The sequence below is a fragment of the Pseudoalteromonas sp. AWH4_217 genome, assembly GCF_056161105.1.
Genome location: NZ_JBSWYM010000003.1, coordinates 172,056 through 198,076 on the forward strand (window position 1 = coordinate 172,056; position 26,021 = coordinate 198,076).

Sequence of the window (26,021 nt, forward strand, 5' to 3'; positions counted from 1 at the left end):
GGTATCATAAAATGGATATTAGAGTATCAAAATGTTGTTCTTGGTGATTTGTCATTATCAGGCAGTTGTACCCTTAGTGACACGTGTATACAGTGATGGCACATCGACAAACACACTTGATAACACGAACCGGAGCAGACATGCCCAAAGAAACGGCACACAGTCCACAAAAAAAATTTGCATTTACCTGGTTGCTTCCACTAGTTATTGCAGTTGGCGTAACGCTCGGGTCGCAGCTCATATGCCAATGGATATGGGGAGTCAGACTGCCTGTTATTGCAAAGCTGACTGTTTATTTTTCATCGCATTTTATCTGTGCCTGCCTAGTAAAAAAGTATCTTATCAGTCAACCAGGCAATGAACCTCACCCAGGTTTAAACTGGCCGCGTCCGGGTATTCATCGTTATCTGGGGCGTTACGGCATGATGTTTACCGCACTCCCATCCTTGGCGCTGACATTCCTAAACCCTTTGCTGGCCTTTCAACAGGCTAAGCTAGTTGTTTGCCAGAGGTCGGTTGCAAGACGGGTCTCGGCAGGGCGAAATGACATGGCCGGATATCAAAACAAAGTACGTTATCAATTACCATTTGAAGGTCGCTGGTTGGTTTACAATGGTGGTAATACACCTTTGACATCGCACTCATGGGGAGTGCTCTCGCAGAGGTTCGCTCTGGACTTTGTGATGGTCGATCACAATTATTCTCGCCATACCTCCAAGGGCCTGAATGTGAGCGATTATTTTTGTTTTAATCAGCCTATTTTAGCGGCGGCTGACGGTGAGGTAGTGGCTGTATTCGACAAGGAGGCTCAGGCGCCTTTGGTAGGATTGGGCATGATCGACTTCCTGTGCCGCCATTTTGCCGGTAATCATGTTGTTGTTAAACATGCACCTGGTGAATACGGTTTCTATGCTCATCTGAACAAAGGGTCTGTCCCAGTGAAAGTCGGTGACAGAGTGAAGCAGGGAGAGTTGTTGGGGCGCTGCGGGTTCACTGGTTTTACGAGCGAACCGCATTTACACTTTCATCTTCAGGACCACCCCAATATGTATTGTGCAATGGGATTACCCGTAACGTTTTGGGTTACTCAAGGCCCTGGAAGTCATCAGAAAGCCATACAATTGACGCGTGGTATGCTGGTCGGTAATAAAATGTAGGGACATTTTATTACCGACTATGGCTCAAGGGCTTGTCATCACGAGGGGTCAGGGGTTTAATGAAGGGAGTAATAATAATACGCTTGAAGGAGTACTATGTCTGCCTATACCATCAGCACCGACCCGACACGGCTTAATTTTGACGTGATTTATCACTTTATTTCTGGCTCTTACTGGGCGAAGAACATCCCCCGCGATGTGATGGCCAGGGCTATCGACAACTCACTGTGTTTTGGCGCATACAGCGAAGCGGGGGAGCAAGTGGGCTTTGCCCGGCTAATTACCGACAAAGCAACTTTTGCTTATCTGGCGGATGTGTTTATTCTTGAGCAGCACAGAGGTCAGGGAGTAAGTAAAATGCTAGTTGAGGCGGTGATGAAGCACCCTGAATTACAAGGCCTGCGCCGAATTATGCTGGCTACCAAGGATGCTCATGGCTTGTATGCCCAATTTGGTTTTGAGACGCCGGACGACCCAAGTATTTTGATGCAAATATGTCAGCCAGATATTTATCAGAGAAAGACATAACTGCCTTACATAAACGCTATATTGAGCGCCTCACAGAGCGTTAGAAAGTGTAAAGCGCAATCTGGGACACTTTTTTAGTGTCGCGCTCTGTCACACTGGCCGTAAGTTTGTAGTACTCACGGAGCTGGTTGTGAACCTCCTTAATTCAATTTCTTTTGGTGCGATTATTCGCACCAGCCCAGTTAAAATTCTGCTCACCTGGACCATGGTGATCTTAGAAAATATCCTATTAATTTTATTGCCTTTGTTTATCGGCCACGCCATTGATGGCGTGTTAGCTCAGTCACTGACACCGCTCACTTGGTTTGCACTGGTGCTGGTGGCGCTGGTGGTGATCAGTGTCCTGCGGCGTTTTTATGATACCCGAGTATTTGGTGACATCCGTGTCTGGGTGGCTGAAATGCTGGCCTTTAGGCTACGCGGTGCCCCGGTGTCTGTAAAAGATGCGCGTCTGACTATGTCACGTGAGCTGGTTGATTTTCTTGAAAATGACCTGCCTGGCGTGTTTACTGCTGTGATTCAACTGGTTGCCACTGTGGTAATCCTGGCGTCATTCCACTTGTATCTGGCCTATAGTGTCTTATTGGCTGCGGCTTTGATGTGTCTAATTTATGCGCTGTTTCATGACCGTTTCAGTCTGCTTAATAGCAAGCTTAATGACCAACTTGAGCAACAGGTTTGGGTGCTGAGCCACAGGCCACTTGGCGCAATCAGTGCGCACTTTGAACGCCTTAAACGATGTGAGATCCGACTATCCGATACTGAAGCCTGGGTTTATGGCCTGATTTTCCTTGTACTCTTTGCTGCTGTGCTTGGTAATTTGTGGATGGTGCAGCTGATCCCCGATATCAGTGTTGGCCAGGTGTTCTCTATTGTGACCTATTCCCTCGAATTTGTAGATACTGCAATTATGTTGCCCATCACGTTACAGACGCTGTCTCGCCTGAGTGAAATCAGTAAACGACTAAATCAACCCGTTGATATCGTGCCTAACCAGGAGGTGATCCATGATGTTTAAAGCTCGTTTGCCGGCCATTGCTGCCGGAGCCACATTACTCTTGTCATTAGTGACCGTGGTGCTTATGTCACCCGTTGAACCCATGCCTCGGGTTGAAAAAGTTGTTGTGCCATCTGTTTCTGTGTTGACCATAGAGCGTACTGAACTGACGCCCACATTATCAGTCCAGGCGCATACTCAGGCACGCTGGCCTGTGCAATTGAAGGCAACCAGCAGCGCCAGATTAGAGTATCTGGGTACAGATATGGAGCCGGGCAAGCATGTGAAAAAAGATCAGGTACTGGCACGGCTTAATACCCGTTTACTTGAATCTCAGCTTTTTGAGGCACAGAGCACATTAAAACAGGCAGAACTCAATTTGCAGCAACAGCTGCATGAACAAGAGGTCGCACAGAGCATGCGGCCCGCTCAAAACAGCACGGCATTTGCCAGAATGGAACCGCACCTGGCGGCGGCGCGAGCGGAACTGGCACGCGCACAACAAAATGTAAAAAGTGCACAACAACTGCTGGATGACGCCATTGTTGTTGCTCCTTATGATGCCATGATCACACAGCGCTTTGTGAGCCCGGGAGAATGGATGGAAGCCAGTCAGACTCTGTTCGAACTGGTGGCCAGCGACAGTATGGATATTCATGTGCCCTTGTCACAGCATGACTGGGACAGGATAAGTACAGCTGAGCTCGATAAAAATGTGATTAAAGTACACAGCCGCTCAGGTGCGAGTTGGCCGGCATCTGTACGTTATGTGTCGCCACTGGTCAATGAAACAACGCGCCAGCGAACGTTAGTGCTGACGGTGTCCGAACCCTATCATCACGAAACTCAGTTGCTCCCGAACCAACAGGTGAAAGTGCAGTTTGAGCTCAAAAATGAAGGAGCCTTATATGAACTGCCGCTCAGCGCTGTTGATCCGGACGAATTTATCTGGGTGGTAACAGCGCAGCAACAGCTGCGTCAGCTGAATGTCCGGGTTATCGAGGTAAGAGCGAACAGCGTGATTGTGTCACTGATTGACGAGCAACCCGCTTCATTGCAGGTTGTGCGTTTCCCACTGCGTTCCATGATGGCTAAAAAGAAAGTAAACCCGGTTACAGAGGCGTTGCAGATTGCAGACAAGCAGGAGGCGCTATGAGCTGGCTAAGCAAATGGTTTATTGATAACCCGGTGGCTGCCAACTTACTGATGGCGATGATTATTGCTGGTGGTCTGCTGGCGTTTGGTCAGCTCAGAGTTGAGTCTTTTCCTCAGATAGCGCCATCCAGTCTTAGTATTCACGTGGCATATCCGGGCGGTACAGCAAGGCAGATTGACGAAAGCATTACACAACGTGTTGAGGAGTCGGTCAGCTCGGTGGCGGGGATAAAACAAATTACCAGCCAGTCGCAGGCTGGATTGTCTACCGTAACCATTCGCAAAAAGCCCGATGCGGATCTTGGCAAGTTACTGGAGGAAGTGCGCAATCAGGTTAATGCTATCAGCCACTTTCCGGCTCAGGCTGAGAAGCCCATTGTGACCCGGGATGAATTTACTAATCTGGCGGCGTTTGTCATTGTTTCTGCGCCGCGCAGCGATGAGGCTCTGCAACAAGTTGCCAGGCGCATAGAGCTGGCGTTAAAAAAGCACCCCGACATTTCCAAAGTCAGCAACTGGGGAGCGCGTGAGCCACGGATATACATTGAACCTGACCCTGAAGCACTGCTGCGCTACGGCATGACGCTGGAGCAGCTGGCGGGCACTATGGTGCAGATGTCCCTCGAAACACGCAGTGGGCAACTGCAACATGAAGGCGGGCGTATTACCTTGCGTGGAGACGGCTATCTGAGCGCACTGGGTGAGTTGAAAAGTCTGCCTGTGATAAACGGTCCGGCGGGAGAAGTGACTTTAGGCGAGGTTGCAACTGTGCGTCGAGGCTATGAGCACAGCGACGCCATAGTTCGCAACAATGGCATACCCGGTATTGCACTGATGGTCAGCACTAGTCAGAGCGATAATCTACTTGATGTCAGCGCGGCAATTCGTGACACCATTGCTGAGCTAAAGCCTGTGCTGGCAGAAGACATTGAGATCACCACCATGGCAGACATGGCACCTTATATTGAAGAGCAGTTACAAAGGCTGGGCAGCAGTGCCTGGCAGGGTTTACTGATAGTGATTTTGTTGTTGGGGGTGTTTCTAAACCTGAGACTGGCATTTTGGGTCGCTGCGGGGATCCCGGTTGCCATTTGTGGCACTTTATATGGTATGCAGTTGCTGGACTATAGCCTCAATGACATTACTTTGTTTGGCTTTATTTTGGTATTGGGCATTTTGGTCGATGATGCGGTCGTTGTAGGTGAAGCCATTGATGAACACCAAAACGGCAACGCCAACTACAAGCAAGCCGCCTTCTCAGGAGTTGAGTCTGTGACCGTCGCAACCGTGTTTGGTGTACTGACCAGTATTGCGGCGTTTTCGCCAATGCTCTGGATTAACAATGATCTGGCAAAATTGTTTGCAGGGTTTTCGGCTGTCGTTATTCTGGCATTGTGTTTTTCACTGGTCGAAAGCAAGTTTATCCTGCCATCACATCTGGCTGCAATGTCTCGCAAAGGGGCGCGAAGCGGGATTTTCGCCACGGTTCAAAACAAAGCGCGCTGGACACTAACTCAGTTCATTCAACGCATCTACAAACCCATGCTGTGTGTGAGCCTGAAGCATAAAAGATCCACTTTGGTGATGTTTTTATCCGCTTTTGTATTGGCCTATGGTCTTTGGTTGGGTGGCGCGATACGAAGTACTTTGTTTCCGGATATTCCGGGCCGATATGTGACTGCGAAGGTAACTTTGGAAGAGGGAGCGCCGCTTGGGTTGCAGGCACGGGCGTTGAGCCAGCTTGAGCTCAGTGCGCAGAAGGCTAACAACACCCTGCAGGCAGACTACGCCCTAAATGCAGCTCCGATGAAAAATATTCTGGCGTGGTCCAATGGGTTTGGTGAGCTGGAAGTGACCGCTGAGCTGACCTCGGAAGCACTTAATGTACTACCGGCGAACACACTTAGCGACGCCTGGCGTGAGTATGCTGAAAACATAGAGGGCAGTTACGCGCAGCACTTTAGTGCCGCAGAGCCTCCGGCGGGGGGCACTTTTCTGGCCATTTCATCCCATGATGTTTTGCAGGCAAAGCAGGTCAGCGACCTGTTACGTGAAAAGCTGGCAGGTTTGCCCGGCGTGAAAGACGTACGAGACGACCACCAGGCAGCACAGCGACAGATCCGGATCAGACTAAACACATTCGGTCGCCAGTTGGGGCTCACCCAGGCACAGGTGGCAGAGTTGGTCGCCAATGCGCTGGGTGAGCGAGAGGTGCATAGGTTGTTATATCAATCTCAGGAACTAAAAGTGGTTTTGCGCTTTGCACAGCAGGCGGTACGAACAGAGCATGAATTAAAGGATATGCGGGTAATACTCAAGGACGGGCAGAGTGTTGCACTGGGTGATGTGGCCCGGTTAAGTTATGAGTACGAACCACAGGCGTTACAGCGTCGGGACCGCTCACGGGTGATCAACCTCTATTGGTCTCAGGATCGTGCTTCAGGCTCACCGGAGCAAACGCTGGCATTACTGGCCAAAGAGATTGAGACACTCAAAACCCAATATCCTGAGGTGGGTATCAAGCCTGCGGGTGAGTATGAAGAAATAGACGAAGTGAGCAAAGGTTTTAAAGCGGCATTAATACTGACATTGATGCTGATCTATGTGTTGCTGGCGATCCCACTTAAGTCCTACTGGCAGCCGCTTATCATCATGGCGGTGATCCCCTTTGGGTTTGCCGGTGCCATTTTTGGCCATGCCATAATGGATCTGCCTGTCAGCTTATTGTCATTGTTTGGTATGATGGCTATGACAGGGATTGTGGTGAATGACGCCTTAGTACTGATGACTCGCTTTAACAGCGAACATCGCAATGGCATTGAGCCCACTGAGGCGCTGATAATGGCAGGTACCGCTCGTTTCAGAGCAATTTTCCTGACCACAGTAACCACTGTGTGCGGTTTATTGCCTTTGTTGTTCGGGACATCTGAACAAGTCCAGTACTTAAAACCTGCTGCGGTATCTCTGGTATTTGGTGAATTATTCGCAACCCTGATCACCTTGTTCTTAATACCCGTGTTGCTTGGCTTCAGCCATAGACAACCCCGCTCTGCAGTCTCGTCAGCCAAGCAGACAATGACGGTCAGTTGACTTCGGGCTACTGCCTGAGCGATAGTTGTCGCCCAGGATTTACCAGTGAGCCCTTATGTCCGAAAACAAAGATCCCGCGTTTAATCTGGTGCCAGAAATTGCTTTGCTGGCACCTTTGCCCGATCACATGCGTAAACGATTTGAACAGGCTTTGCTGTTGATGCATGAGCAGCTTGAAGAGGGCTTGACCTGGCAGCAGATCGCTAAAAAAAGTGCTATTTCTGCATTTCATTTTCATCGTCAGTTTAGCAAGTTGTTCAATGAAACCCCGGGGCGTTATTTAAGTCGGGTCCGGCTGCAATACGCGGTGTATTATCTGTTGTATCACGACACTCTGTCGGTTACAGATATTGCCCAGTTATGTGGCTTTGCTTCTTCGCAGGCGTTGGCAAAAGCACTCAAACGCGACCTCGGGTTAACCGCAAAAGCGGTCCGTTTAATGGCTCAGCAAGCAACTCCTGCGCAAACAACGGTATTAATGAATAAACTGGCTCACCCCGGCAAGTCTGGTTCACTTGAGAAACAACTTGCTGAGGCCTTGCCATGCACTCGAGCGTTTTATGACACACGTAATATTAAGCTCATCTCAACAGATACGACCGATTGGGACCAGATTTTAGACCACTATGGAGAGAAATCGGTAGGACTACTGGGGATCACACGAACCTCTGAGCTTGAGAAAAGCTGGTCGGATATCCATACTCAGATAGGAAAAGTGGCGGGTCAGTCAGAGTCCTATGAGCTGGAGATCGCAGCCGGTCACTACTTTTGCTGCCGGGCCTATCTTTTGTCGGATGTGGCCTATAGTCAGGTACTACACACTTTATTTGAAAAAGCCCAAATCGCTGGCTATGAGGTCGATCCCGAGGGATTCTTTATAGAGTGGATCGAAGAGGTAGATATGGAGCAGTACGGAGGAATCACGATGCAATTTCAGATCCCCATTCTGTCATGAATAAATGTACATGGAGGCAAAATGGCAAGTCTATTTGTATATGGCACATTAGCTCCCGGGCGTACCAACGAGCACATTTTGGCCGATGTAGATGGCCAATGGCAACCAGGTAAAGTGTATGGCCAATTGTGTAATGCTGGCTGGGGTGCTGAGTTAGGGTATCCGGGACTGATTCTGGACAATGGCACACAGCAAGTCGCTGGTCTGGTCTTTACGTCAGAACAATTGAGCATTCATTGGCACAGACTGGATGAATTTGAGGGAGCGCAATACACCAGAGTACTGACTGATGTTGAGCTCGATAGCGGCGCGATAATACAAGCGTATGTATACACCCTCGCGCAAGGTTAGTTTAATGATTAAAAATCGGCTTTTTATAATTTTCTTAGCAGCTGTGGGCGTGACGTTCATTGTCCATGCATGTCGTTTGGCGGCCAGTTGGATATCATCTGATAAGGTATATATCGGCAGTCAAAGAGCCTATGTTGTCGAGGTCCTAGGTGAGCCAAGCCAGCAAAGAGCTAAGGCTTCCAACCTTGATATATGGAACATAAGAGCATTATTCGGCGGCGTACAGATACTGGTAAATTATGGCGGAGAGAATTGCAGTATTGAGTTAAGTACCGATTGTCATGTGATCAGTTTAGACGTGCGTTACTTCACTGTTTGGGGTAATACGGCCTTTCTGTCTTACGCAAAACATGCTCACTTGTAGCTCTAAAGCTGCGCCGATAATTGACACTTTTCGAAAATTCGGTCTACTTTTAATTAACCGCAGTTTAATGCATGTGTGATTGCAACCACCAGGTATTAAGCCTGCGAGCGCGTGCTTTCACCTATGCTCAGAGGTTAATTGATGATTCAGTCACTCTTCTCCGGTAAGTCGGATAACACTCAAGCTATCCTGGATCAGGCTATTGATGCCGTGATCAGTATCAACACCAAAAACAACGTTACTTATATGAATGCGGCTGCAGAAAAACTGTTTGGCTACAGTAAAACCGAGGTGATAGGTAAAAATGTCAAAATGCTTGTTCCCCGGGAATTTGCGACTAACCATGATGAATACGTTAATGCCAACCGCAACGGTGGGCCAGATAAAATCGTCGGCACGTCGCGCGATATTCAGATTGAAACTCGCAGTGGCGAGAAGAAGTGGTGCAGTCTGTCATTGTCTAAGGTGCGCCAGTCTGATGGCATTCATTACACCGCATTTATTAAAGATATTACCGTACAAAAAGAAGCACAAGAGCGGATCGACCAGACGCTTGAGCAGTGTATTGACGCTGTTGTATCTATTGACCATAGCAACATAGTGACGTTTTTTAATCCAGCGGCAGAGCGTTTGTGGGGCTATCAACGAGATGAAGTGATAGGCCGAAATGTAAAAATGCTCGTGCCAAAAGCAATTCAGGGCAACCATGATGAAATGGTTAATCGTAATCGCAGAACTGGTGAAGATAAAATTGTTGGTACGTCGAGGGATGTGGAAATTGAACGCAGTGACGGTCAGGTGTTGTGGGCCAATCTGTCCTTGTCGAAAGTTAATGTGGCTGGAAAAATAGCTTATACCGCATTTGTTAAGGATATCACCGAAGAAAAAGCCCAGCGAGACCAGATTGCGCTACTTTCGTTGGTTGCTAACGAAACAGACAATTCTGTGATTATCACAGATGCAAACGGACTGATTGAGTATGTAAATCCCGGATTTACCAAGTTATCGGGGTACGAGCAACACGAAGTATTGGGCAAAAAGCCAGGCCATGTCTTGCAGGGTAAGCATACTTCACCGGATACCAAAAAACGGATAAAAAAGAATCTGGAGCAGCGCACCCCGTTTTATGAAGAGATCCTTAACTATACAAAAGAAGGCGACCCCTACTGGATAAGTTTGGCAATCAATCCGGTATTTGATGACAAGGGGAGTCTGATCCGTTTTGTATCGATTCAGGCAAACGTGGACAGTACTAAGCGTGTCGCATTGGAAAATGATATCCGCCTCAGAGCCATAGGTGAGGCGAATATAGTGCTGGAGTTTGATCCTCTGGGTGAGTTGACACTGATCAATCCTATGGGTCTCAGTGCTTTGGGCGCCAGCGATAAACGTGCCGTGCAGCAAATGTTAAAAACCTTGTCGAGTTACCTCAGTGACGAGCAGTGGCAGTCGATACGCAACGGTCAGTTCGTTAAAACCCAGCTTGCCCTGCCAACTGGTTTAAGTGAAGTGCAGATAGACGCAGCCATTTCTCCTGTGTTAGATGAAGATGGCAACTTAAATAAAATCTTGCTGTACGGCACAGATGTGTCCGAGCGCAATGCGGTACTGACTGAAACGCACCATGCCATGGCGCAGGTCCTGTCAAAGATCAGCACCATCATTAATACCATCAACAGTATTTCGGACCAGACTAACCTGCTGGCACTTAATGCGGCCATTGAGTCGGCCAGAGCTGGTGACGCGGGCAGAGGTTTTGCGGTTGTGGCCGACGAGGTTAGAAGCCTGGCGATGCGTACGACAGAATCGGCGAGAGAAATCGGCGGTTTAATTGATGAAACGCGACAACATGTAGATCAGCTGAGTAGTTACATTCAGGCAAAATAAGCTTGGAGGGCTGGCTATTAGCTTCGCGCAATGATGTCCGTAACAGGCAACGTCTCCTGTAGGAACATTAAGGGCGTTAATGAGTATCCTTAGTTGATGGTCTGAATAAGCAAGCCCATGGCTTGGCGCTTGCTTTTACGGTTCAGACCAAACTGGCTGTAATTCTATGACTATTTCGCACTATTTTTAAAGTACTAATCATCCCAATGATTTCCTCAGACGTATATAGGTTATGTGCCTTGACACAATTGTGGTTTTAACATTCTTTAAGTTGGTTACACATGCGGTATGTTAATTTTATTGTTTTGATTTCATTTTTGCTGTGGCCTTTAGTCGCTCCAGGTCAGGATTCACCTTTGACAGGTTTAAGTCAGCTCAAAATTGTAACTGAAGATCTGCCGCCATATCAGATGTCAGGCAAGAATGGGCAAGTAGAAGGCGTGGCCGCTGAGAAAGTTACCAAATTACTGTCCGATTTGAATATTAAAGCCGACATTGAAGTTATGCCGTGGGCCAGGGCCTATAAAACAGCGGTAGATGAACCGGGGACTTTGATCTTTTCAATGGTAAGAACACCGGACAGAGAGGACCTGTTTCACTGGGTCGGTGTGCTGATGAGCACTAAAACTTATCTTATTGCACTGCAAGAGCGGCGCGATATCAAAATGGAGAAACTGGCTGATCTGCTTAACTACAAGGTCGGGGTAAAGCGTGACGATGTGGTATTTCAATATCTATCGGGAAAGAACATGCTAGACACTACAGTCGTATTGCCAGAGACATTAGTTACATTAAAAATGTTGCTAAGAGGTCGAGCGGATATAATAGCTGCATCCCCAATACATCTGGACTATATGTGCGGAAAAATTGGCTGTAAACGAAGCGATTTTAAATTTTTATTTGAACTGGATGAACTAAGCAGCGACTTTTATCTTGCCGCCAACAGACAAACGCCATCTGAGGTGATCTCACTTCTAAAACAACAGCTCACGGAGCCAGACTAAGCATTGAGAAGTTACAACGCAGAGCATGCGCTTAATTGGGGCCCAAACTCCATTTCATGAAATAATCCAAGTATTTAAAATCATAGTGTTTTTGAAAATTTCACAGTTGAATATGATATAAATGTTGTTGATTAAAATAATATGTAAGGAAAACACAGTGAAACAAAACACGATAAGGAGTTTTGCAGTGCGGCACTTGTTCGCTGCAACAACTGTTCTATCTGCCGCTTATTTGCCCGCAGCACTTGCACAAACCATAGTTAATAACATCTATTCAGAAAAAGGGCTGGCTGGCACAATGAGCCAGACACAGTTAGATGCGAGTACATACACATCACAGGCTCGATTTGGCTGGAATAACCGCCGTATTGTGATTGATGAAACGCTCAAACTTGACGACAAAGGCAGGATTTTGGGCTTTGAAGTCCAGGGGCAGTCTGCTTTTGGCGCAGACATCAGTGAATCTTATGCATGGGAAAATGGTCATGCCAAGTGGCGAAATAATGACGAGCAGAGTAGTGCGAACACAACCCAACCGATATTTTACGTGCCAAAGAACAGCACGTTAGCAATCGATAATGCGCTGATCCGTTACCTGATCAAAAATGATCTTGATCAGATCGAAGTGTTGCCCCACGGGAAAATCACATTCACAAAGTTGGACACGGTAAAGCTGGGTGATGAGCAAGTCTACTTGTATGCTAAATCCGGATTGACCATGACACCAGATTTTGCCTGGTACGACGAAGAAGGTAATTACTTTGCTCAGAGCTGGGGTGGCATGTATGTTATCCGTGACGGCTTTAGTACAGAGCAGTTTGACCAGCTAAAGGCCCGTCAGCTAAAAGCGGAGCAAACATATCTGGAGACCTTGGCTAAGCAGCTTACTGAATACCACTCAGCGTTGCTGTTAGATCAGGTGAACGTATTCGACGTAGAAAAAGGGACCACGCGCACAGGTCAGCAGGTACTGATTGAGCAAGGCAAAATTGTTCAGGTCGCGCCGAAGATCAAGCTTAGTAAAAAGGTGGCAACAGTAAATGGGCTGGGTAAAACCTTGATCCCCGGTCTGTGGGATATGCATGGCCATTTAAGTAAAGATACCGGTATCCTGAACATTGCTACCGGTGTAACCAGTGTACGGGACATGGGTAATGAACATCAGAATCTGATGGAGATTCAGTCTTTGTTTGATACAGGTAAAGTACTGGGTACTCGTGTATATCGCGCGGGATTCATGGACAAATACAGTGAAAACTCTGCCGGTTTAAGCGTTAAAACCCTGGAAGAAGCGCTCGAGATGGTGGATTTTTTTGCCGATAATGGCTACGTCCAGATCAAGCTCTATTCATCTATCGATCCTAAATGGGTTGAGCCGATAGCACAACGGGCGCATAGCCGAGGGCTTCGCCTCAGTGGTCATATTCCGGCTTTTATGACCGCAGAGCAGGCCGTGCATGCCGGGTATAATGAGATCCAGCATATCAACATGCTATTTCTGAACTTTTTGGCGGGTGAAAAAGTCGACACTCGCACCAAGCAACGTTTTTCTTTGATCGGCGAAAAAGCAGCTGAAATGCCGATGACCGGTGAGGAAATGGATACCTTTATTAAGCTACTGGCAGATAAAAACGTGGTCATTGACCCTACCGTGTCTACCTTCAGAAGCCTGTTAATGAGTAAAAACAAACAGATTGACCAAGAGTTTGCCGAGATTGCATCGCATTTGCCACCGAATTTTGTGCGCAACCTGAAAGGGGCTCAGATGCAGGTTGAGGATGAACACCAAAGTGCCTATCAGAACTCAGGAGACGCTATGCTGAAAATGGTTAAAATTCTCTATGACGCAGGCGTACCTATGGTTGCAGGCACAGACAGTGTCCCCGGGTTTACCTTACTTCGAGAGCTTGAGTTGTACGCTATGGCCGGTATCCCTGCTACTGAGGTCCTGAAAATGGCCACAATCGATAGCGCCAGATTGATGGGGGTCGCACATCAGACAGGCTCTATAAGTGAAGGTAAAGTGGCTGATCTGCTCCTGGTCGACGGTGATCCGAGTCAGGATATCAAGGCCCTGAGAAAACTCTCTCTGGTGATTAAAGGTACTCAAGTCTTTAAACCGGAAGCGATCTTCGAGCAAATTGGCATTGCACCTTTTACCAAAGCAAGCCGCATCGTACTTTAATAAGTTAGTTGCAAGCTGGTATCTCATCAGCTTGCGCCCAAAAACAACAATGCACCACAGGGACATATACCATAGTGAAAAAACCTAACACAGCCATGCCTGTGGATGAATTAGCAAGAGCGTATCCGATCTTTGATGCACTCACTGGGTGGTATTTCAGATGTCGGGAGGTGGGTCCAGGGCAATATCTTGCGCAGGGGCAAGATCAATGGGGCCGAAGTGTTAGTGCGTATAGTACAGATCACGACACGGCACTTGCTGACTGTACTCAGTTTGCTCGCGACATTCAGCACCGTGAGCGCTCTTCTTAATTATGACAATTGCGTGAAATATTTGTGCATCGGCCTTTGTTGGTTGCTTTTTGAGCAAAATGGCAACACACTGTTTGTTACCAATATTGGTGCAATAATGTAAAGGTGAAAATAATGACATTGATACTCAACAAGAAGAAGGTAAAAAACCTGTCTGGGCAGGTAGCCCTCGGTAATGGCAAAACACGTCAGGTTGGCGGGGCGATATCCGCGATGGGATGTGGTCCAATCTCAGATCCAAACTATTCCTGCCCTGTGTCTGTTAATGGTTACACTTGCTAACTAAGGGCGGTGACTAAGGGGTAGGCCTAAGTGGTATGGCCTGGCCCTTTAATAATCCTTGATTAAAGACGTATATAATTCTACAAAAGACATAAGAGGCTCAACAGAATACAGTACAGGAGAAAGCATAATGGACTATAAACATACCCAAATTGGCACCGCCATATTGGCTGTTATGGGCACATCTGCACTGGTTCTTGCCTATAGCGCTGTCGTTAAACCCGAAGACAACGCAAGCTTTGCTTTTGTTGTCGTTGGCATCATCGCCATATTGTTTAGTTCACTGACAATTAAAGTAGGTGAGGGGCAGGTTCGCTGGTTTTTCGGCCCGGGTTTTTGGCGCAAATCACTCGATTGCACACAAATAGACTCGGCAAAAATCATAAAAACAAAATGGTACAATGGCCTGGGCATTCGCATGCTATCCACCGGCTGGTTATATAATGTCTCCGGTCTGAACGCCGTAGAACTCACACTGAAAGACGGCACCACCGTCAGTTTAGGCACCAATGAGCCAGAACAGTTACTTGCTGCGATAATAAAACACTTGAGGGTTGATGATGTATAGAGGTTGGTTCTAGCCATTTACTCAGGTTTAAGCCGGTATAGTTATCCTACTTATTTGAACTTGCAGGAACGTCTTATAGTTTGCTAAAGAGAATGAAGTATTGCACTTTGCGAGCACAGAGAAGTTAGCAGATAAAGATGATCACAGCTATGATACAGATGGTCAATTAAGCTCGCTAACTGACTTAGCTTCAAAGTTTCTGACCTGATATTATTTAAGGATTCAACCTTATTGTGCTTATAATTGCTGCTGGTATCGTTTTTTCAAGGAAATGACAGTGTATATAGGTGAAGTGGCAAATAAAACCGGTTTATCCGTCAAAGCAATCCGGTTTTATGAAGAGAAAGGCTTAATTGTAGCACCAAAGAGAAAAGGGGCATATCGAGTTTATACCCCCGAACATATTGAGGTGTTGAAACTGATTTCAGAGGCTAAGGAGCTGGGAGTAACTTTAGCAGAGCTGAAGGGGGTAATTAAATATCACAATGGCAGCGCAAATTGGACAGAGATTAACGCCTTCCTGATAGTGATAAGACAAAGACTTGAAATCGAGTTGCATGCTATTTCTGAGAAAATAGCGAAGTTAGATACCTGCATAGGCTCAATCAATTCTTGTCAAAAAACAGCTTGACTCTTCCCTTAACGGGAGACTCTAAGATATTCATTGTTTACCTAAATTGAAGAGGAAAATAATGAAAAAAGTCTTACTGTTAAATGGCAACCCAAAACAAAGTAGTTTTACTCATAGTCTGAGCTCTGAGTATCAACATCAAGCTGAAAAGTCAGCAATGGTCCGTCGCTTTAATTTATCAGAGGTGAATTTTGACCCAAACTTGGCGTCGGGCTACGATGAAGTTCAGGAGCTGGAAGCTTGCCTGAGTGATTTTGTTGAAGCCCTTATTTGGGCCGAACATATTGTAATTGTTACACCTGTCTGGTGGGGCGGGTTGCCTGCAAAACTCAAAGGGTTACTTGATAGGGCGTTGTTACCCGGAATAGCGTTTTCTTTTAAAGATGACAGTGCCAGCGTTGTGCAATTGCTGACTGGTAAAACGGCAAGAGTCATATTAACTATGGATGCTCCACAAGAGTTTGCTGAACAACAATCCGGGCCAGTCTTGGAGCAGCTGGGTAGGTACACGCTTGAATTTTGTGGCATTACCAAAGCTGAAGTCACTTTATTTGGTTCGGTTATTCTATCTGATGAGAGTCAGCGGAAGAATTGGCTAAAAGAGGTACGCGCACTGGGGATGAGTATAAGTTAACAGTTAAGCCGGCCGTCGCCGCAATGCCAGTCAGTTAAACTGATTGGCATATCTATAGGGTATTTTATTGGCTTTCTCTTTATTTCCCTTGGGTATTTTCTATCAAACCTTGCGTTTGCGAGTGTCGAACGAGATAGCACTTCAATGGCTATCCCGAAGCCTTACTCTGCAGATTGATGCCCGGTGCGACTCATCCACTATTGGCCTGTTGGAGGGTTGGCTGATCTACAGTTTCTGCTGTAATCAACATCTTTCCTTGAAAATTTCCCAGCATAATACTTATTTTCAACACATGACATCCATGAGTGACTGGCCACTCCAACTCCTTTATCCCTAATCATTTTTATTAGGAATACTAAGTCGACAGTCTCCTCGAAAGACTCTTTTTGGTTAACGAACTTTTCATTTAATACTGCTATTTCGTCAGATGCTGTTTTTTTGGCCTCTTTTACTGCAATTTCTTGCAATGTTTCTTTTAATTCCTCAATGCTTTCTGCAATTTGCATTTTCTTTAAGTCTGCTACTAATTCGGCCGCTGCTTTATGTTCTGCAGAAACCTTTTCTTTTATCACCTGTATTTGTTGTAATTCCTGCTGTGCCGAGTCCTTAGCCTCTTCTACGCTATTATTTATTACAAGTGTAATAAGGTAAACTAAGACCCCACCTAAAACTGTACCAAATAACCCCCACACGGAGTTAGAGAAATTCTGATTTTCACTCATAGCCTAATTCTCCCAAGATGGTCCTTTGAAGCCGATTTGATGATTTTTTATTAAAAAATCATTTAAGATGTAAATTTTTCGATCTAATTATGGGTTGTTTTTGTTGCAAGTCTAGGGTGCGAAGTTTCTTATCTCACACTATGGAGCTCTGCCTGACCGCGATGTTTCCTAACCTATTGAGTCAATTTGGTTTTGTATGACCAGATCTCAAAAGTAAACATCTAGATTTAATTTTGAAAGAATAGCCTAACGCTAACTAGCGTGATTACAAAAGTGCTTACTATTCATTTCTCATAGTCAGCAGTTCGTTATAGACCAACTTACGATATATCTTGAGGCCACTATATCGTGGTTGATAATGCCGGTTTGGAGGACATCAATAAAGTAAGTAGAATGTAAGATAGCATAGTTTGAGTAAACGCTGGTCCAAGTGATTAGATGTCCAAAATCTTCATCTCTGATCAAGACGATTTGGGAGATTCAACCAGTATTGGGGTTATTCAAATTTAACTGCTTATAAAACAAGAACGAAAGGTTTAAGTCATAATTTGGATAGCTTGTTTGTAAGTCTGATGTACTGCATGGCAAGTTATACAGCCATGCAAATTTGTGGTTTGTCTAAAAATAGATTTTAAACATTTCCCAGGAACATGGGTATGTAGCATTGCAGCCAATCACCGTTGGGTAGACATTTGCGCCAGATCCTCCGTTACCAGCCGCTTGCACGTAATACCCGTTGACAGACTTGAGGGCGACTTTGTCTCCGTTTTGTATCAAACCGCCAGGGTTGTTTGGTATTTCGATGGTAAACGTTTCCCAAATAGATGCTGCGGTTCTGTTGGCATTGAGTTCCGCGCCACCGCCTTGCTCTGCAACAAAGTAGTAGCCTGAAGTTGTCTGAATATGGACCTGATCGCCACTATTCAGGTCGCCACCGTTGATATCAATCAAGTTAAACTGCTCCCAAGGCCCAATAGCCAGACGGTTTGCATTCACCGTGCTACCACCATTGCCTTCTGCGACGAAATAGTATTGTCCACCTGTTTCAAAGGATACGTTCGAATAGCTCGTCGGACCGCAGGGGAGCGTAGTAAAGGTGAGATCTTCACCCTGAATAGTTGTGCGGGGCGGTTTGGGGTCACCTCGAAAGCGAAAGTGATACTGTGTGCCGCAATCCAGGTTGGAAATTTGCGCACTCACAGGACCATTAACACCTGGAGGAATGGCCAGTGCACCATTTCCGTAACTGATCGTTTGCCCATAGTCAAAAATCTCTCCACTGAGACCAATTGTGGAAGAGGAGTATCCGTTCAATTGAGCTGAAGTTTGCGTGATATTACTGGCAGGTTGGGTTAGGTACTGGGTTCCTGCATGTACCAAAAAAGTGCTACTAAATAACGCACACAGCATAAATTTTGAGATAGTCATAGCCTGGCTCCTTGTGTGGATGGCTGTCAGGGATAACAGCCTTGAGAGTTTAGGCGTCGGCACTACAAATACTATTACACTGCCTTACATGGCTTTTACTTGAACGTACGAGTCTTTTGCAATCGCCATTGTCCTTAGACATACGATGCCGATAAGCGGTAGCTACACGGCTAAGCATGTATGGAAAATGAATCCAGGTCGATGATGCGTATTAGCTTTGTAAGTAAAAAGGTGTGTTTGTAGTGCCTGGTAATTGATTGTAAGTAACTGTAATTTAGACTTTTTAACCTTTTTAAAAATGTTAATGTGCACATGTTTTCGGATGACAACTCATTACTAAAAAGGAATACCAGTATGAAAAACAAATTAAATGTACTACTAAAAGCATCATCAATTATCGCGTGTAGCTTCATGGCCACTGCACATGCCCAAGACAGCTCACCCATGTCTTGCTATTGGCAGTCTGATAAACAAAATGAAATAGGTACATGGGAAAACAAAATGTGTACCCATCCGGTAGATGCCAGTTTACCAGACATATTGGTTGCTAACAGGGTGAATATTCCCAGCTATGGTATTTGCACAATAAACTGGTTTGATGGTTACCGGACAGAGCTTAAAGGAACCGTTAAAGTTGACGGGGAGAAGACTTCCTGTAGGGGATATTCGGTATCTTTTGACCCCGCGCCCGCGAGTCGCATCGTAGGTGGGCAGGAAGAAAAGCGTCTGGAATGCCGTTGGAATAACGTGGTCAACAACTCTCATAATTTAATGTGTGATGATATCGAAGGACGTACGTTGAATTTACCAATTGCCACCAAATTACAGATAGCGGACTCTTCAAATTGCGTTATGAGCTTTCACGGCTTTGCACTCAACCATTTCACTGGCGGTGTGGCTGTCATTGATAAAACACCAGAGCCAAATGCCTGCGAAGTGGGACCGGTTTACTTCAGGGCTTACCCTGCCCAACGTATAGTAGATGGATTCACAGAAACCTTACTGGAATGTACCTGGCAAGATGTCAATGACACTATGCGTATTCGGTACTGCTCAAAAGAAGGAGTACTAGCGCAAAAGACACCAGTGGGCCTGGACTTAAACGGTCATCAGCAGTCGTTAATAGAGTCAACGAACAGACAGTTACAAGGCGGTAAGATCATAGAGGATAAAACGCTTAATCCAGTCAATCCACCGCTTTATTTCAGGGCACTTTAGCACTGTTCTGAGTGAATGCACATAAAGTACTGGCAGATACCTAGTGCAAACCTGAAGATACCAATTACTGCCCGCATTAGGCTCACAGAGCACAAAGAAGCCGACGATTGTCGGCTTTACCGAACCCACAATCACTCAATTGGATACCGTCTTCATTAGTGTGTTTTTACACACTTATATTTTTGATTTTATCATGTCAATCAATAATTTGGTTATTTAGTATGTTGCTGGTGTTACGTGCTTAGAGCGATGTTTTTTATATCAGTTGGTTAATACATGATTTTAAATCACCACAACTTCTTTGGTGTAAAACTTTACTTACTGTGAAATCGAGTGGGTGCCAAGATCCATTTTATATGCGGTTTAATAGTTCATTTGGCAAAATGGCTCAGGTACATTTGCTCGGGTACTCTCAAAAGGTTGGTAAAAAAGGGATCATGAACAATCCAATTGGTAAAAATAGTGTTAGTTGTACGGGCTGTGCTTTGGTTTTTTCAACTATTACATGGATATACTCATACATATTTCAACGACTTATTTACTCCGAGTCTATTCCGTGGGACGATAAACATATGCGGTGCAATCCATTTTGTCGGTTTGTGTTCTGACATTTTGGTAGAAAATAAATTGTTATAAATCATGGGAAATTAAACCGTGTTTGGAATTTTCAGGAAAAAGCCCGTACTTTCACAAGAGGACATTTTATTTCAAATAGAAACATACAAGTGGTTAATGAAGAACTTTGGAGGAGATGACTTCTACAAAGATACTGTATTGGTTTTACCCAATAGCGAATTTTTCCCATCAAAAGTTTCAAACGAAAAAGAAGCTGTATTGGAAACATTCAACCAAGTTAAAAAGTATGCGGGAATTGAAAATTGGGATTGTGTCCTGATAGAACAGGATGAGGATCCCGATCCAAGCCTTGGCTCTGCACTGCATGTGAAGGGTATAGAGTCTTCTCCACTCGGTACATTCTCTGTTACAGAAGAAACCGTACAAATAACTTACAACCCTTCTTTGCTCAAACAGCCTGTGCAATTGGTCGCGACTTTCGCACATGAATTAGCTCATTATTTAACTGCAACATCTAAGGAGGAACCACCCGGAGGTTGGGAAAACTGGGAATTTGCAACGGACCTTACCGCTGTGTTTCTTGGGTTTGGTATATTTATGGCAAATTCGGCATTCAATTTTCAACAGTTCACGGATTTTGATGCCCAAGGGTGGTCAGCCAATAGGAGTGGTTATTTAACAGAAACAGAGTTTTGTTACGCACTTGCGATATTTTGCGCTTTAAAGAACCTACCAATTAGTCACGCTTCAGTACATTTAAAACCAAATTTAAAGAAACTCATTAAACAGTGTGCAAGTGAAATAGATACATCGCATATAGAATCAATATTAAGTCAAGAGTATATAGGGAATGATTATTAATAAAGTCATGAAGTGTTTGCCTGTTTTATTATTTCCTTTTTCAACTTGGGCGTGTTCAATAAGCCCTGCTGTTGATGAACTTGTTGCTTATGCATCAATCATTGACCCAACTAAAGTGACTAAAGAAGTTGAAGCTATAGGTGTTTTTGTTCCAAGTGTAGTTGAAAAAGCTAAAGCATCTTCCATGAGCATAAATTATGTAAATGGAGAGAAACTGGTGCTACAGACATCCATAAGTGTAAATGAGGTTGGTGATTGGGAGCTTCAAGCCAATCCAGAACTTAAAGGATATAGTATTTCATATTTCTATTTAAATATGAGTCAGGTGAATAATATTAAAATTACTGTTTACTACCGTTTTCCGAAGACTAAAGATGGTGGAATGGCAATGTGTGGTCCAATGCGCAACTATAAGCTTTCGGACTTAATGGTAGAAAAAAAGTAATCTACATGAAAAATAATTGGCTTTGCTAATGCTAAAGAACCAAGCAAGCTCAGGAACTGGGCAGGGTTGGGTCTATCATAGAAAACAGCCTCTATTGCCCTGTTGTTTATGTGATTTTTATCCACTCGAACCGGCTTCTACACAAGGCTGAAATCACACATACTCTGTACAAAATTTGCTTTGTTCGTTTTTTGAGCTTAAAGTGTTCGTGCAGGCATAACCTGCTCATACAACATACAATAAGGAAATAATCATGAAAATTAGATTAAAGAAGCAAAAGATTAAAAACCTATCCGCAGACAAAAATGTAATACCTGCAGATCTAACCCCCAATATTGGAGCAGGTGCTCCTCACAAATCTGGGAATGGTTTGTGCCATACCGACTGGTTTTGCATGAGCGAAAATTTCTGTCAGTCCGTAGATTACAGCTGCTAGTCCGATACTTAACTTCAGTAAAATAGAGCAAGGCAAGTATTGTCTAACTGTATAAGTACCGGGTACCCTGGTACTTTTTTAACTCAGTAGCCTTATGTGCTCAGATCTGAAAAAAACACCGAGATTGACCTTGGAAAGAAAAGCGTATCACCAACTTACGCGATTACAACAAGGCTAGGACTGCCAGGGTAGAATCCCACTTTGGTTTTGCAGTGTCCGTTGCTTCTGTCCTCTTTAAAGCTAAAAGGCATTCGAGAGAATTTATAACGGAAAAATCAAACAGACAAGTATAGTTTAAGCAAGTCGTTATTATCGCGAAGTGGTTTATGAAGAATGTATCTAGATTTATGAGAAATCTGCTAATTGGGTTAACTGTTATTTTGGCTTGGGTTCCTTCAACCTTGTTGGTGATCATCGCATTTTTCACCTTAATTGGTGCAGTCGGTAATATTCTCGAATTGCCAATACTTTTTAGCCTGAAATGGATTTTTACTTCAATATTTGGAATTTTTGGCTACCTCGCTTTAACTTCCGTAAGTTGGGGCTTAAAGCTTAAGCAAAAAACTCGATTAGTGTTTCTTATTCTAGGCCTCTCAGCTCTGGTATTTACTTATTGGTCAGGAATTAACTATAAAGGTGAAATTTTCAAGCTGGGTAGTACCTGGTTAGAGTTTTATTTGTTTTTATGTCCGGCGATATTCTTAATAATCCATCTTGTCTTACACCTAGTTTGGAAGCAAAAGGGTGAATAAGAAGCCATTAATACCTTATCCAAAGAGTGACACATACTTTAAAATGACGTTTGGTTGTTTTTTTGGTACGTAGTTTTAGCCGCATTAGTAATCTTTCTGTTTGATAGAGTTGAGTTTTAAATCCGTGTTATGACAAAAATAACTACATTAGCTTTTTTACTGCTGCCTCTGTTTTCCTATTCGCAAGAGGAAATTTCAGATTTCTTTGATGGACACTGGGAATGTACGGCAACCATTGAAATCGGTGAGGGCTCGACCATGGAATTTCATACAGTTGATTACTATTCAACAGAACAATCAAGCGTGTGGTCTAAGGTTACTTATAAGATTTATGATAATTCACAGCCCGATGTGGCGTCTGTTATTTATATCGAAACTTCAGCCCGTTTTGAGATAACTGGGGATATTGTTAAAAGCTTTGCGTACAAGAAGCATTTATCCAGACTAGAAAAAGATGAGCTGGATATTTTTACACCACAATCAGTAGAGTCTTTTGTAAATCACACTCCAGACAGTGTTTATTATGGAAAAATTATAAGAGTTGACGAAAATCACTTCAAAACGCATAACCTGTCGGATGAATCACGCTTGATTCCATGTACTCGTGTTAACCCATTAAAACAACCGGACATGTATCAAAGCCGGAGCATTGAATTGGCAAAATAGTAGATATGAAGATGTAAATTTTCTGACGATGACGCTCACTTGCTGAGGTAAATGAAGCGCGAAGGACTGGGGTAGGCAAGTGTGTTGTCAAGCCTTTCAATTTTGCAGGCTTCAAAGCTGGTGTAGAGTTTTTTACTATAAGACTGCCAGGTTAACTCTATACAAATTGCCCTGATCGAGTATTTGTTGGGGAGCTGAAGTTATGCAATGAAAAGGCAGATTTAACCACGACACATCAGACACAAAAAAGCCGACTGTTGTCGGCTTTTTACAATGAAATACGTAAGCTTAGTTACCGTTTTCTTCAGCGTATTTTTTACACGCTTCTACGTCGCTGCACTCACCGTACAAATATAGTGAATGGTTGGTCAGCTTAATGCCGTTGTCTTTAGCAATTTCTTCCTGACGCGTTTCAATCACGTCGTCTTCAAATTCAACGACTTTACCACACTTAAGGCATACCAGATGGTCATGGTGTGTACTGCCTGACAATTCAAATACAGACTTACCACCTTCAAAGTGGTGACGGGTCACAATGCCAGCGTCGTCAAACTGGTTTAATACACGATAAACGGTTGCAAGACCGATTTCTTCGCCCTTGTCCAGCAAGATTTTGTATACGTCTTCGGCACTGATGTGCTGGTTATCAGGACACTGCAAGATCTCTAAGATCTTAATACGTGGCAGGGTAACCTTTAAACCCGCTTTTTTTAGCTCTAAGTTGTGATCAGTCATTAATCTGTCTCAATTTGTCTAATTTCAGTTACTACTTAAGTCTAGCACGACACAGACTTAAAAATAGTGTGCTTTGGATTACTAACCTCGTTAGAGGTTGTTAGTCTTCCAGCTCGCTTAGGCACATTTCTTCGTATACCTGAGCAGACCACTTTTTGACACGTTCTTCTGTCAATTCAGGCTGACGGTCTTCGTCAATTCCCAGACCAACAAAGTGACCGTCGTCAACCAGGGCTTTAGAGGCTTCGAAGTCGTAGCCTTCGGTAGACCAGTTACCGATCACGATTGCACCACGTTCAGTGACGATGTCGTTGACCATGCCCATTGCATCGAGGAAGTATTCAGCATAGTCTTCCTGGTCACCGCAACCGAAGATTGCGACTAGTTTGCCTTCAAAATTGATTTCTTCCAGCTCAGGGAAAAAGTCATCCCAGTCACACTGTGCTTCACCGTAGTACCAAGTAGGGATACCAAAAAGAATCAAGTCGAACTCTTCGATATCTGCTTTGCTGCTCTTGGCGATGTCTTTAACGTCGACTAATTTTTTGCCCAATTCTTTTTGGATCATTTTTGCAACGTGTTCGGTGTTACCCGTGTCACTGCCGAAAAAAATACCTACGCTTGCCATTAACTACTTACCTTTTATCTATTAATCGCTAATTTTTCTTGCAAAATGGTTTCTATCAGCGCGCTACGACTGATATTTTGCTCTTCAGCCATATCGCTCAATGCCTGATATAGCTCAGAGGAAATTTTAAACTCGACGCGCTTTAACCCTCTTGCTCTGTCTCTTTTAATCTGATTGCGCTTGTTGATCTTTAGCTGCATCTCTCTGGGGAGAGGATTTGTCTTAGGCCGACCAGGGCGCTTTTCATTTTCAAACAAGTCGATAGTGGTTCTATCTAATTCAGACTTGGCCATCAACCAACACCCGCACCTTGCCAAAATACTTGTATCAGGCCCTTGGCGATAAAGCCTGAGCACCCTAAAAATAGCACTAACCAGACAATGTATCGACCAAACTTGGGCACGTCTCCTTTCTTTAGGACGTCCTGAATGGCCATACCTATAAAGAAGAAAATCCCGGCGAGAGCAAAGTAAAGACCAATGGTTTCAAACTCATTCATAAATTCGTTGATCATCTTTGCACTACTCAAAATATAAACGGCGGCTACTATACCATACCTGTTACCGATAAATTAAGTTTGCTGAGAAAAAACTGGGGTAATTATTGAATAAAATCAATAATTGAACGATTGACTGCTTGCGGTTTCTCTGCGTGCAGCCAATGTCCGGCACCCTGGATGATTTTTGCTCTGGCATTGTTAAAGGCTTGCATGATGGCGTCTTTGTGTTCTGCCAGAATATAATCTGAGTTGTTTCCTTTCAGGAACAGGGTATCACACAAACAAGAATGAGTTGTATTTATATTTGATATGATCTTATCATAGTTGGCCTCTATGACAGCCAGGTTAAAGCGCCAGTTGAATTCTCCATGTTCGCCTTTTGCCAGGCTTTTGAGCAAAAAACCGCGCACGCCTTGTTCGTCTATAAAGGCCTTCATTATTGTGTCGGCTTCAGTGCGGCTAGTTACCTGTGCACAAGCAACAGCGTTTAATGCCTGGATAATACTGTCATGGCGTGGGTGATAATGCACCGGAGCTATGTCCAGCACAACCAGCTTATGGATTTTACTTTCATCCAGCATTGCTACTTGCATGGCGACTTTGCCGCCCATTGAATGACCAACCAGATGCGCTTTTTCTACGTTTAGGTACTCGAGTACATTTAGCACGTCCTGAGCCATACTCGGATAATCCATTACATCACTTTTGAACGACAAGCCATGATTGCGCAAATCTAGATTGATCACAGCGTAAGACTCGCCCAATGCGCGGGCTATAATATTTAGGTTCTCCAACGAGCCAAACAGGCCGTGAAGTAAGACAACGGGCTCGGCACTGCCCAGTGGTTGTCCCGATAATTTGTAGTTAAGCAACATAATACCTCCGGATCCGGCGCATAGTTTGCCAGTGTTGAAAGCAAAATCATAGCCGTAGAGGAATAAGTTAAATTTAGATAT

28 protein-coding genes are annotated in these 26,021 nt (G+C 44.6%); 21 read left to right on the forward strand and 7 right to left on the reverse strand.

The genetic code is table 11. From position 1 onward, the window contains the following. Nucleotides 1-140 precede the first annotated feature (140 nt). From ACXAH1_RS04140 to ACXAH1_RS04215, 16 genes are all read left to right on the forward strand, one after another. The gene (locus ACXAH1_RS04140; RefSeq protein WP_475194066.1) at nt 141-1,157 is read left to right on the forward strand and encodes a M23 family metallopeptidase; all 1,017 of its coding nucleotides are present in this window, start codon (nt 141-143) and stop codon (nt 1,155-1,157) included. A 96-nt stretch (nt 1,158-1,253) separates the two neighbouring features. Beyond that, entirely contained in the window at nt 1,254-1,685 is a 432-nt protein-coding gene (locus ACXAH1_RS04145) for a GNAT family N-acetyltransferase (protein WP_475194067.1), read from the forward strand. Between the two features lie 130 nt (nt 1,686-1,815). After that, nucleotides 1,816-2,703, forward strand: coding sequence for an ABC transporter six-transmembrane domain-containing protein (locus ACXAH1_RS04150; RefSeq protein WP_475194071.1), 888 nt, complete (start codon nt 1,816-1,818; stop codon nt 2,701-2,703). Further along, nucleotides 2,693-3,838 carry an efflux RND transporter periplasmic adaptor subunit gene (locus tag ACXAH1_RS04155; RefSeq protein WP_475194073.1) on the forward strand — a complete coding sequence of 382 codons (1,146 nt, stop codon included), beginning with the start codon at nt 2,693-2,695 and terminating at the stop codon, nt 3,836-3,838. The genes ACXAH1_RS04150 and ACXAH1_RS04155 overlap by 11 nt, the downstream gene beginning before the upstream one ends. After that, nucleotides 3,835-6,927 (forward strand): efflux RND transporter permease subunit, encoded by a 3,093-nt coding sequence (locus ACXAH1_RS04160; RefSeq protein WP_475194075.1) that lies wholly within the window; start codon nt 3,835-3,837, stop codon nt 6,925-6,927. Before ACXAH1_RS04155 ends, ACXAH1_RS04160 begins: the two co-directional genes overlap by 4 nt. 55 nt (nt 6,928-6,982) lie before the next feature. After that, nucleotides 6,983-7,882, forward strand: a complete 900-nt coding sequence (locus tag ACXAH1_RS04165; RefSeq protein ID WP_475194077.1) for a helix-turn-helix transcriptional regulator — start codon at nt 6,983-6,985, stop codon at nt 7,880-7,882. Nucleotides 7,883-7,903: 21 nt separating this feature from the next. Beyond that, nucleotides 7,904-8,233, forward strand: coding sequence for a gamma-glutamylcyclotransferase family protein (locus tag ACXAH1_RS04170; RefSeq protein WP_475194080.1), 330 nt, complete (start codon nt 7,904-7,906; stop codon nt 8,231-8,233). A gap of 4 nt (nt 8,234-8,237) precedes the next feature. Then, nucleotides 8,238-8,597: a hypothetical protein gene (locus ACXAH1_RS04175; RefSeq protein WP_475194082.1), complete on the forward strand. Its 360-nt coding sequence runs from the start codon at nt 8,238-8,240 to the stop codon at nt 8,595-8,597. A gap of 141 nt (nt 8,598-8,738) precedes the next feature. Continuing rightward, entirely contained in the window at nt 8,739-10,484 is a 1,746-nt protein-coding gene (locus tag ACXAH1_RS04180) for a PAS domain S-box protein (protein ID WP_475194083.1), read from the forward strand. Between the two features lie 356 nt (nt 10,485-10,840). Further along, nucleotides 10,841-11,488, forward strand: a complete 648-nt coding sequence (locus ACXAH1_RS04185) for a substrate-binding periplasmic protein (protein ID WP_475194085.1) — start codon at nt 10,841-10,843, stop codon at nt 11,486-11,488. A gap of 187 nt (nt 11,489-11,675) precedes the next feature. Continuing rightward, the gene (locus ACXAH1_RS04190) at nt 11,676-13,673 is read left to right on the forward strand and encodes an amidohydrolase family protein (protein ID WP_475194088.1); all 1,998 of its coding nucleotides are present in this window, start codon (nt 11,676-11,678) and stop codon (nt 13,671-13,673) included. Nucleotides 13,674-13,747: 74 nt separating this feature from the next. Next, on the forward strand, nt 13,748-13,984 hold the full coding sequence (locus ACXAH1_RS04195; protein WP_475194089.1) for a hypothetical protein: 237 nt from the start codon (nt 13,748-13,750) through the stop codon (nt 13,982-13,984). 114 nt (nt 13,985-14,098) lie between these two features. Then, nucleotides 14,099-14,266, forward strand: a complete 168-nt coding sequence (locus ACXAH1_RS04200; protein WP_475194091.1) for a hypothetical protein — start codon at nt 14,099-14,101, stop codon at nt 14,264-14,266. Nucleotides 14,267-14,396: 130 nt separating this feature from the next. Continuing rightward, nucleotides 14,397-14,834 carry a hypothetical protein gene (locus ACXAH1_RS04205; protein ID WP_475194092.1) on the forward strand — a complete coding sequence of 146 codons (438 nt, stop codon included), beginning with the start codon at nt 14,397-14,399 and terminating at the stop codon, nt 14,832-14,834. 271 nt (nt 14,835-15,105) lie between these two features. Then, on the forward strand, nt 15,106-15,465 hold the full coding sequence (locus ACXAH1_RS04210; protein WP_475194093.1) for a MerR family transcriptional regulator: 360 nt from the start codon (nt 15,106-15,108) through the stop codon (nt 15,463-15,465). Nucleotides 15,466-15,526: 61 nt separating this feature from the next. After that, nucleotides 15,527-16,099 (forward strand): NAD(P)H-dependent oxidoreductase, encoded by a 573-nt coding sequence (locus ACXAH1_RS04215; RefSeq protein ID WP_475194096.1) that lies wholly within the window; start codon nt 15,527-15,529, stop codon nt 16,097-16,099. 197 nt (nt 16,100-16,296) lie between these two features. Here the strand turns inward: ACXAH1_RS04215 and ACXAH1_RS04220 are convergent, their stop codons facing one another. After that, nucleotides 16,297-16,821 (reverse strand): hypothetical protein, encoded by a 525-nt coding sequence (locus ACXAH1_RS04220; protein WP_475194097.1) that lies wholly within the window; start codon nt 16,819-16,821, stop codon nt 16,297-16,299. A gap of 618 nt (nt 16,822-17,439) precedes the next feature. Continuing rightward, the gene (locus ACXAH1_RS04225) at nt 17,440-18,249 is read right to left on the reverse strand and encodes a fascin domain-containing protein (protein WP_475194098.1); all 810 of its coding nucleotides are present in this window, start codon (nt 18,247-18,249) and stop codon (nt 17,440-17,442) included. A gap of 354 nt (nt 18,250-18,603) precedes the next feature. Here ACXAH1_RS04225 and ACXAH1_RS04230 point away from each other — a divergent pair, with 354 nt between their 5' ends. From ACXAH1_RS04230 to ACXAH1_RS04250, 5 genes are all read left to right on the forward strand, one after another. Beyond that, nucleotides 18,604-19,467, forward strand: a complete 864-nt coding sequence (locus tag ACXAH1_RS04230) for a hypothetical protein (RefSeq protein ID WP_475194101.1) — start codon at nt 18,604-18,606, stop codon at nt 19,465-19,467. 654 nt (nt 19,468-20,121) lie between these two features. Then, nucleotides 20,122-20,904, forward strand: a complete 783-nt coding sequence (locus ACXAH1_RS04235) for a hypothetical protein (RefSeq protein ID WP_475194103.1) — start codon at nt 20,122-20,124, stop codon at nt 20,902-20,904. After that, complete coding sequence (locus ACXAH1_RS04240; RefSeq protein ID WP_475194106.1) at nt 20,894-21,349, forward strand: hypothetical protein; 456 nt, start codon at nt 20,894-20,896, stop codon at nt 21,347-21,349. Before ACXAH1_RS04235 ends, ACXAH1_RS04240 begins: the two co-directional genes overlap by 11 nt. Nucleotides 21,350-22,111: 762 nt before the next feature. Beyond that, nucleotides 22,112-22,537: a hypothetical protein gene (locus tag ACXAH1_RS04245; protein WP_475194107.1), complete on the forward strand. Its 426-nt coding sequence runs from the start codon at nt 22,112-22,114 to the stop codon at nt 22,535-22,537. Between the two features lie 129 nt (nt 22,538-22,666). Next, the gene (locus ACXAH1_RS04250; RefSeq protein WP_475194110.1) at nt 22,667-23,203 is read left to right on the forward strand and encodes a hypothetical protein; all 537 of its coding nucleotides are present in this window, start codon (nt 22,667-22,669) and stop codon (nt 23,201-23,203) included. A 288-nt stretch (nt 23,204-23,491) separates the two neighbouring features. Here ACXAH1_RS04250 and fur read toward each other — a convergent pair whose 3' ends face one another. The 5 genes from fur to ACXAH1_RS04275 form a co-directional block, all read right to left on the reverse strand. Then, nucleotides 23,492-23,938, reverse strand: a complete 447-nt coding sequence (fur, locus tag ACXAH1_RS04255; RefSeq protein ID WP_054015203.1) for a ferric iron uptake transcriptional regulator — start codon at nt 23,936-23,938, stop codon at nt 23,492-23,494. A 100-nt stretch (nt 23,939-24,038) separates the two neighbouring features. Next, a complete protein-coding gene (gene fldA / locus ACXAH1_RS04260; protein WP_138545604.1) occupies nt 24,039-24,566 on the reverse strand; it encodes a flavodoxin FldA in 528 nt (175 codons plus the stop codon). 14 nt (nt 24,567-24,580) lie between these two features. Further along, the gene (gene ybfE / locus ACXAH1_RS04265) at nt 24,581-24,859 is read right to left on the reverse strand and encodes a LexA regulated protein (RefSeq protein ID WP_010384731.1); all 279 of its coding nucleotides are present in this window, start codon (nt 24,857-24,859) and stop codon (nt 24,581-24,583) included. Next, nucleotides 24,859-25,080 (reverse strand): DUF2788 domain-containing protein, encoded by a 222-nt coding sequence (locus tag ACXAH1_RS04270; protein ID WP_046004500.1) that lies wholly within the window; start codon nt 25,078-25,080, stop codon nt 24,859-24,861. The genes ybfE and ACXAH1_RS04270 overlap by 1 nt, the downstream gene beginning before the upstream one ends. 86 nt (nt 25,081-25,166) lie before the next feature. Further along, nucleotides 25,167-25,940 (reverse strand): alpha/beta fold hydrolase, encoded by a 774-nt coding sequence (locus ACXAH1_RS04275; RefSeq protein ID WP_475194115.1) that lies wholly within the window; start codon nt 25,938-25,940, stop codon nt 25,167-25,169. Between the last annotated feature and the right edge of the window lie 81 nt (nt 25,941-26,021).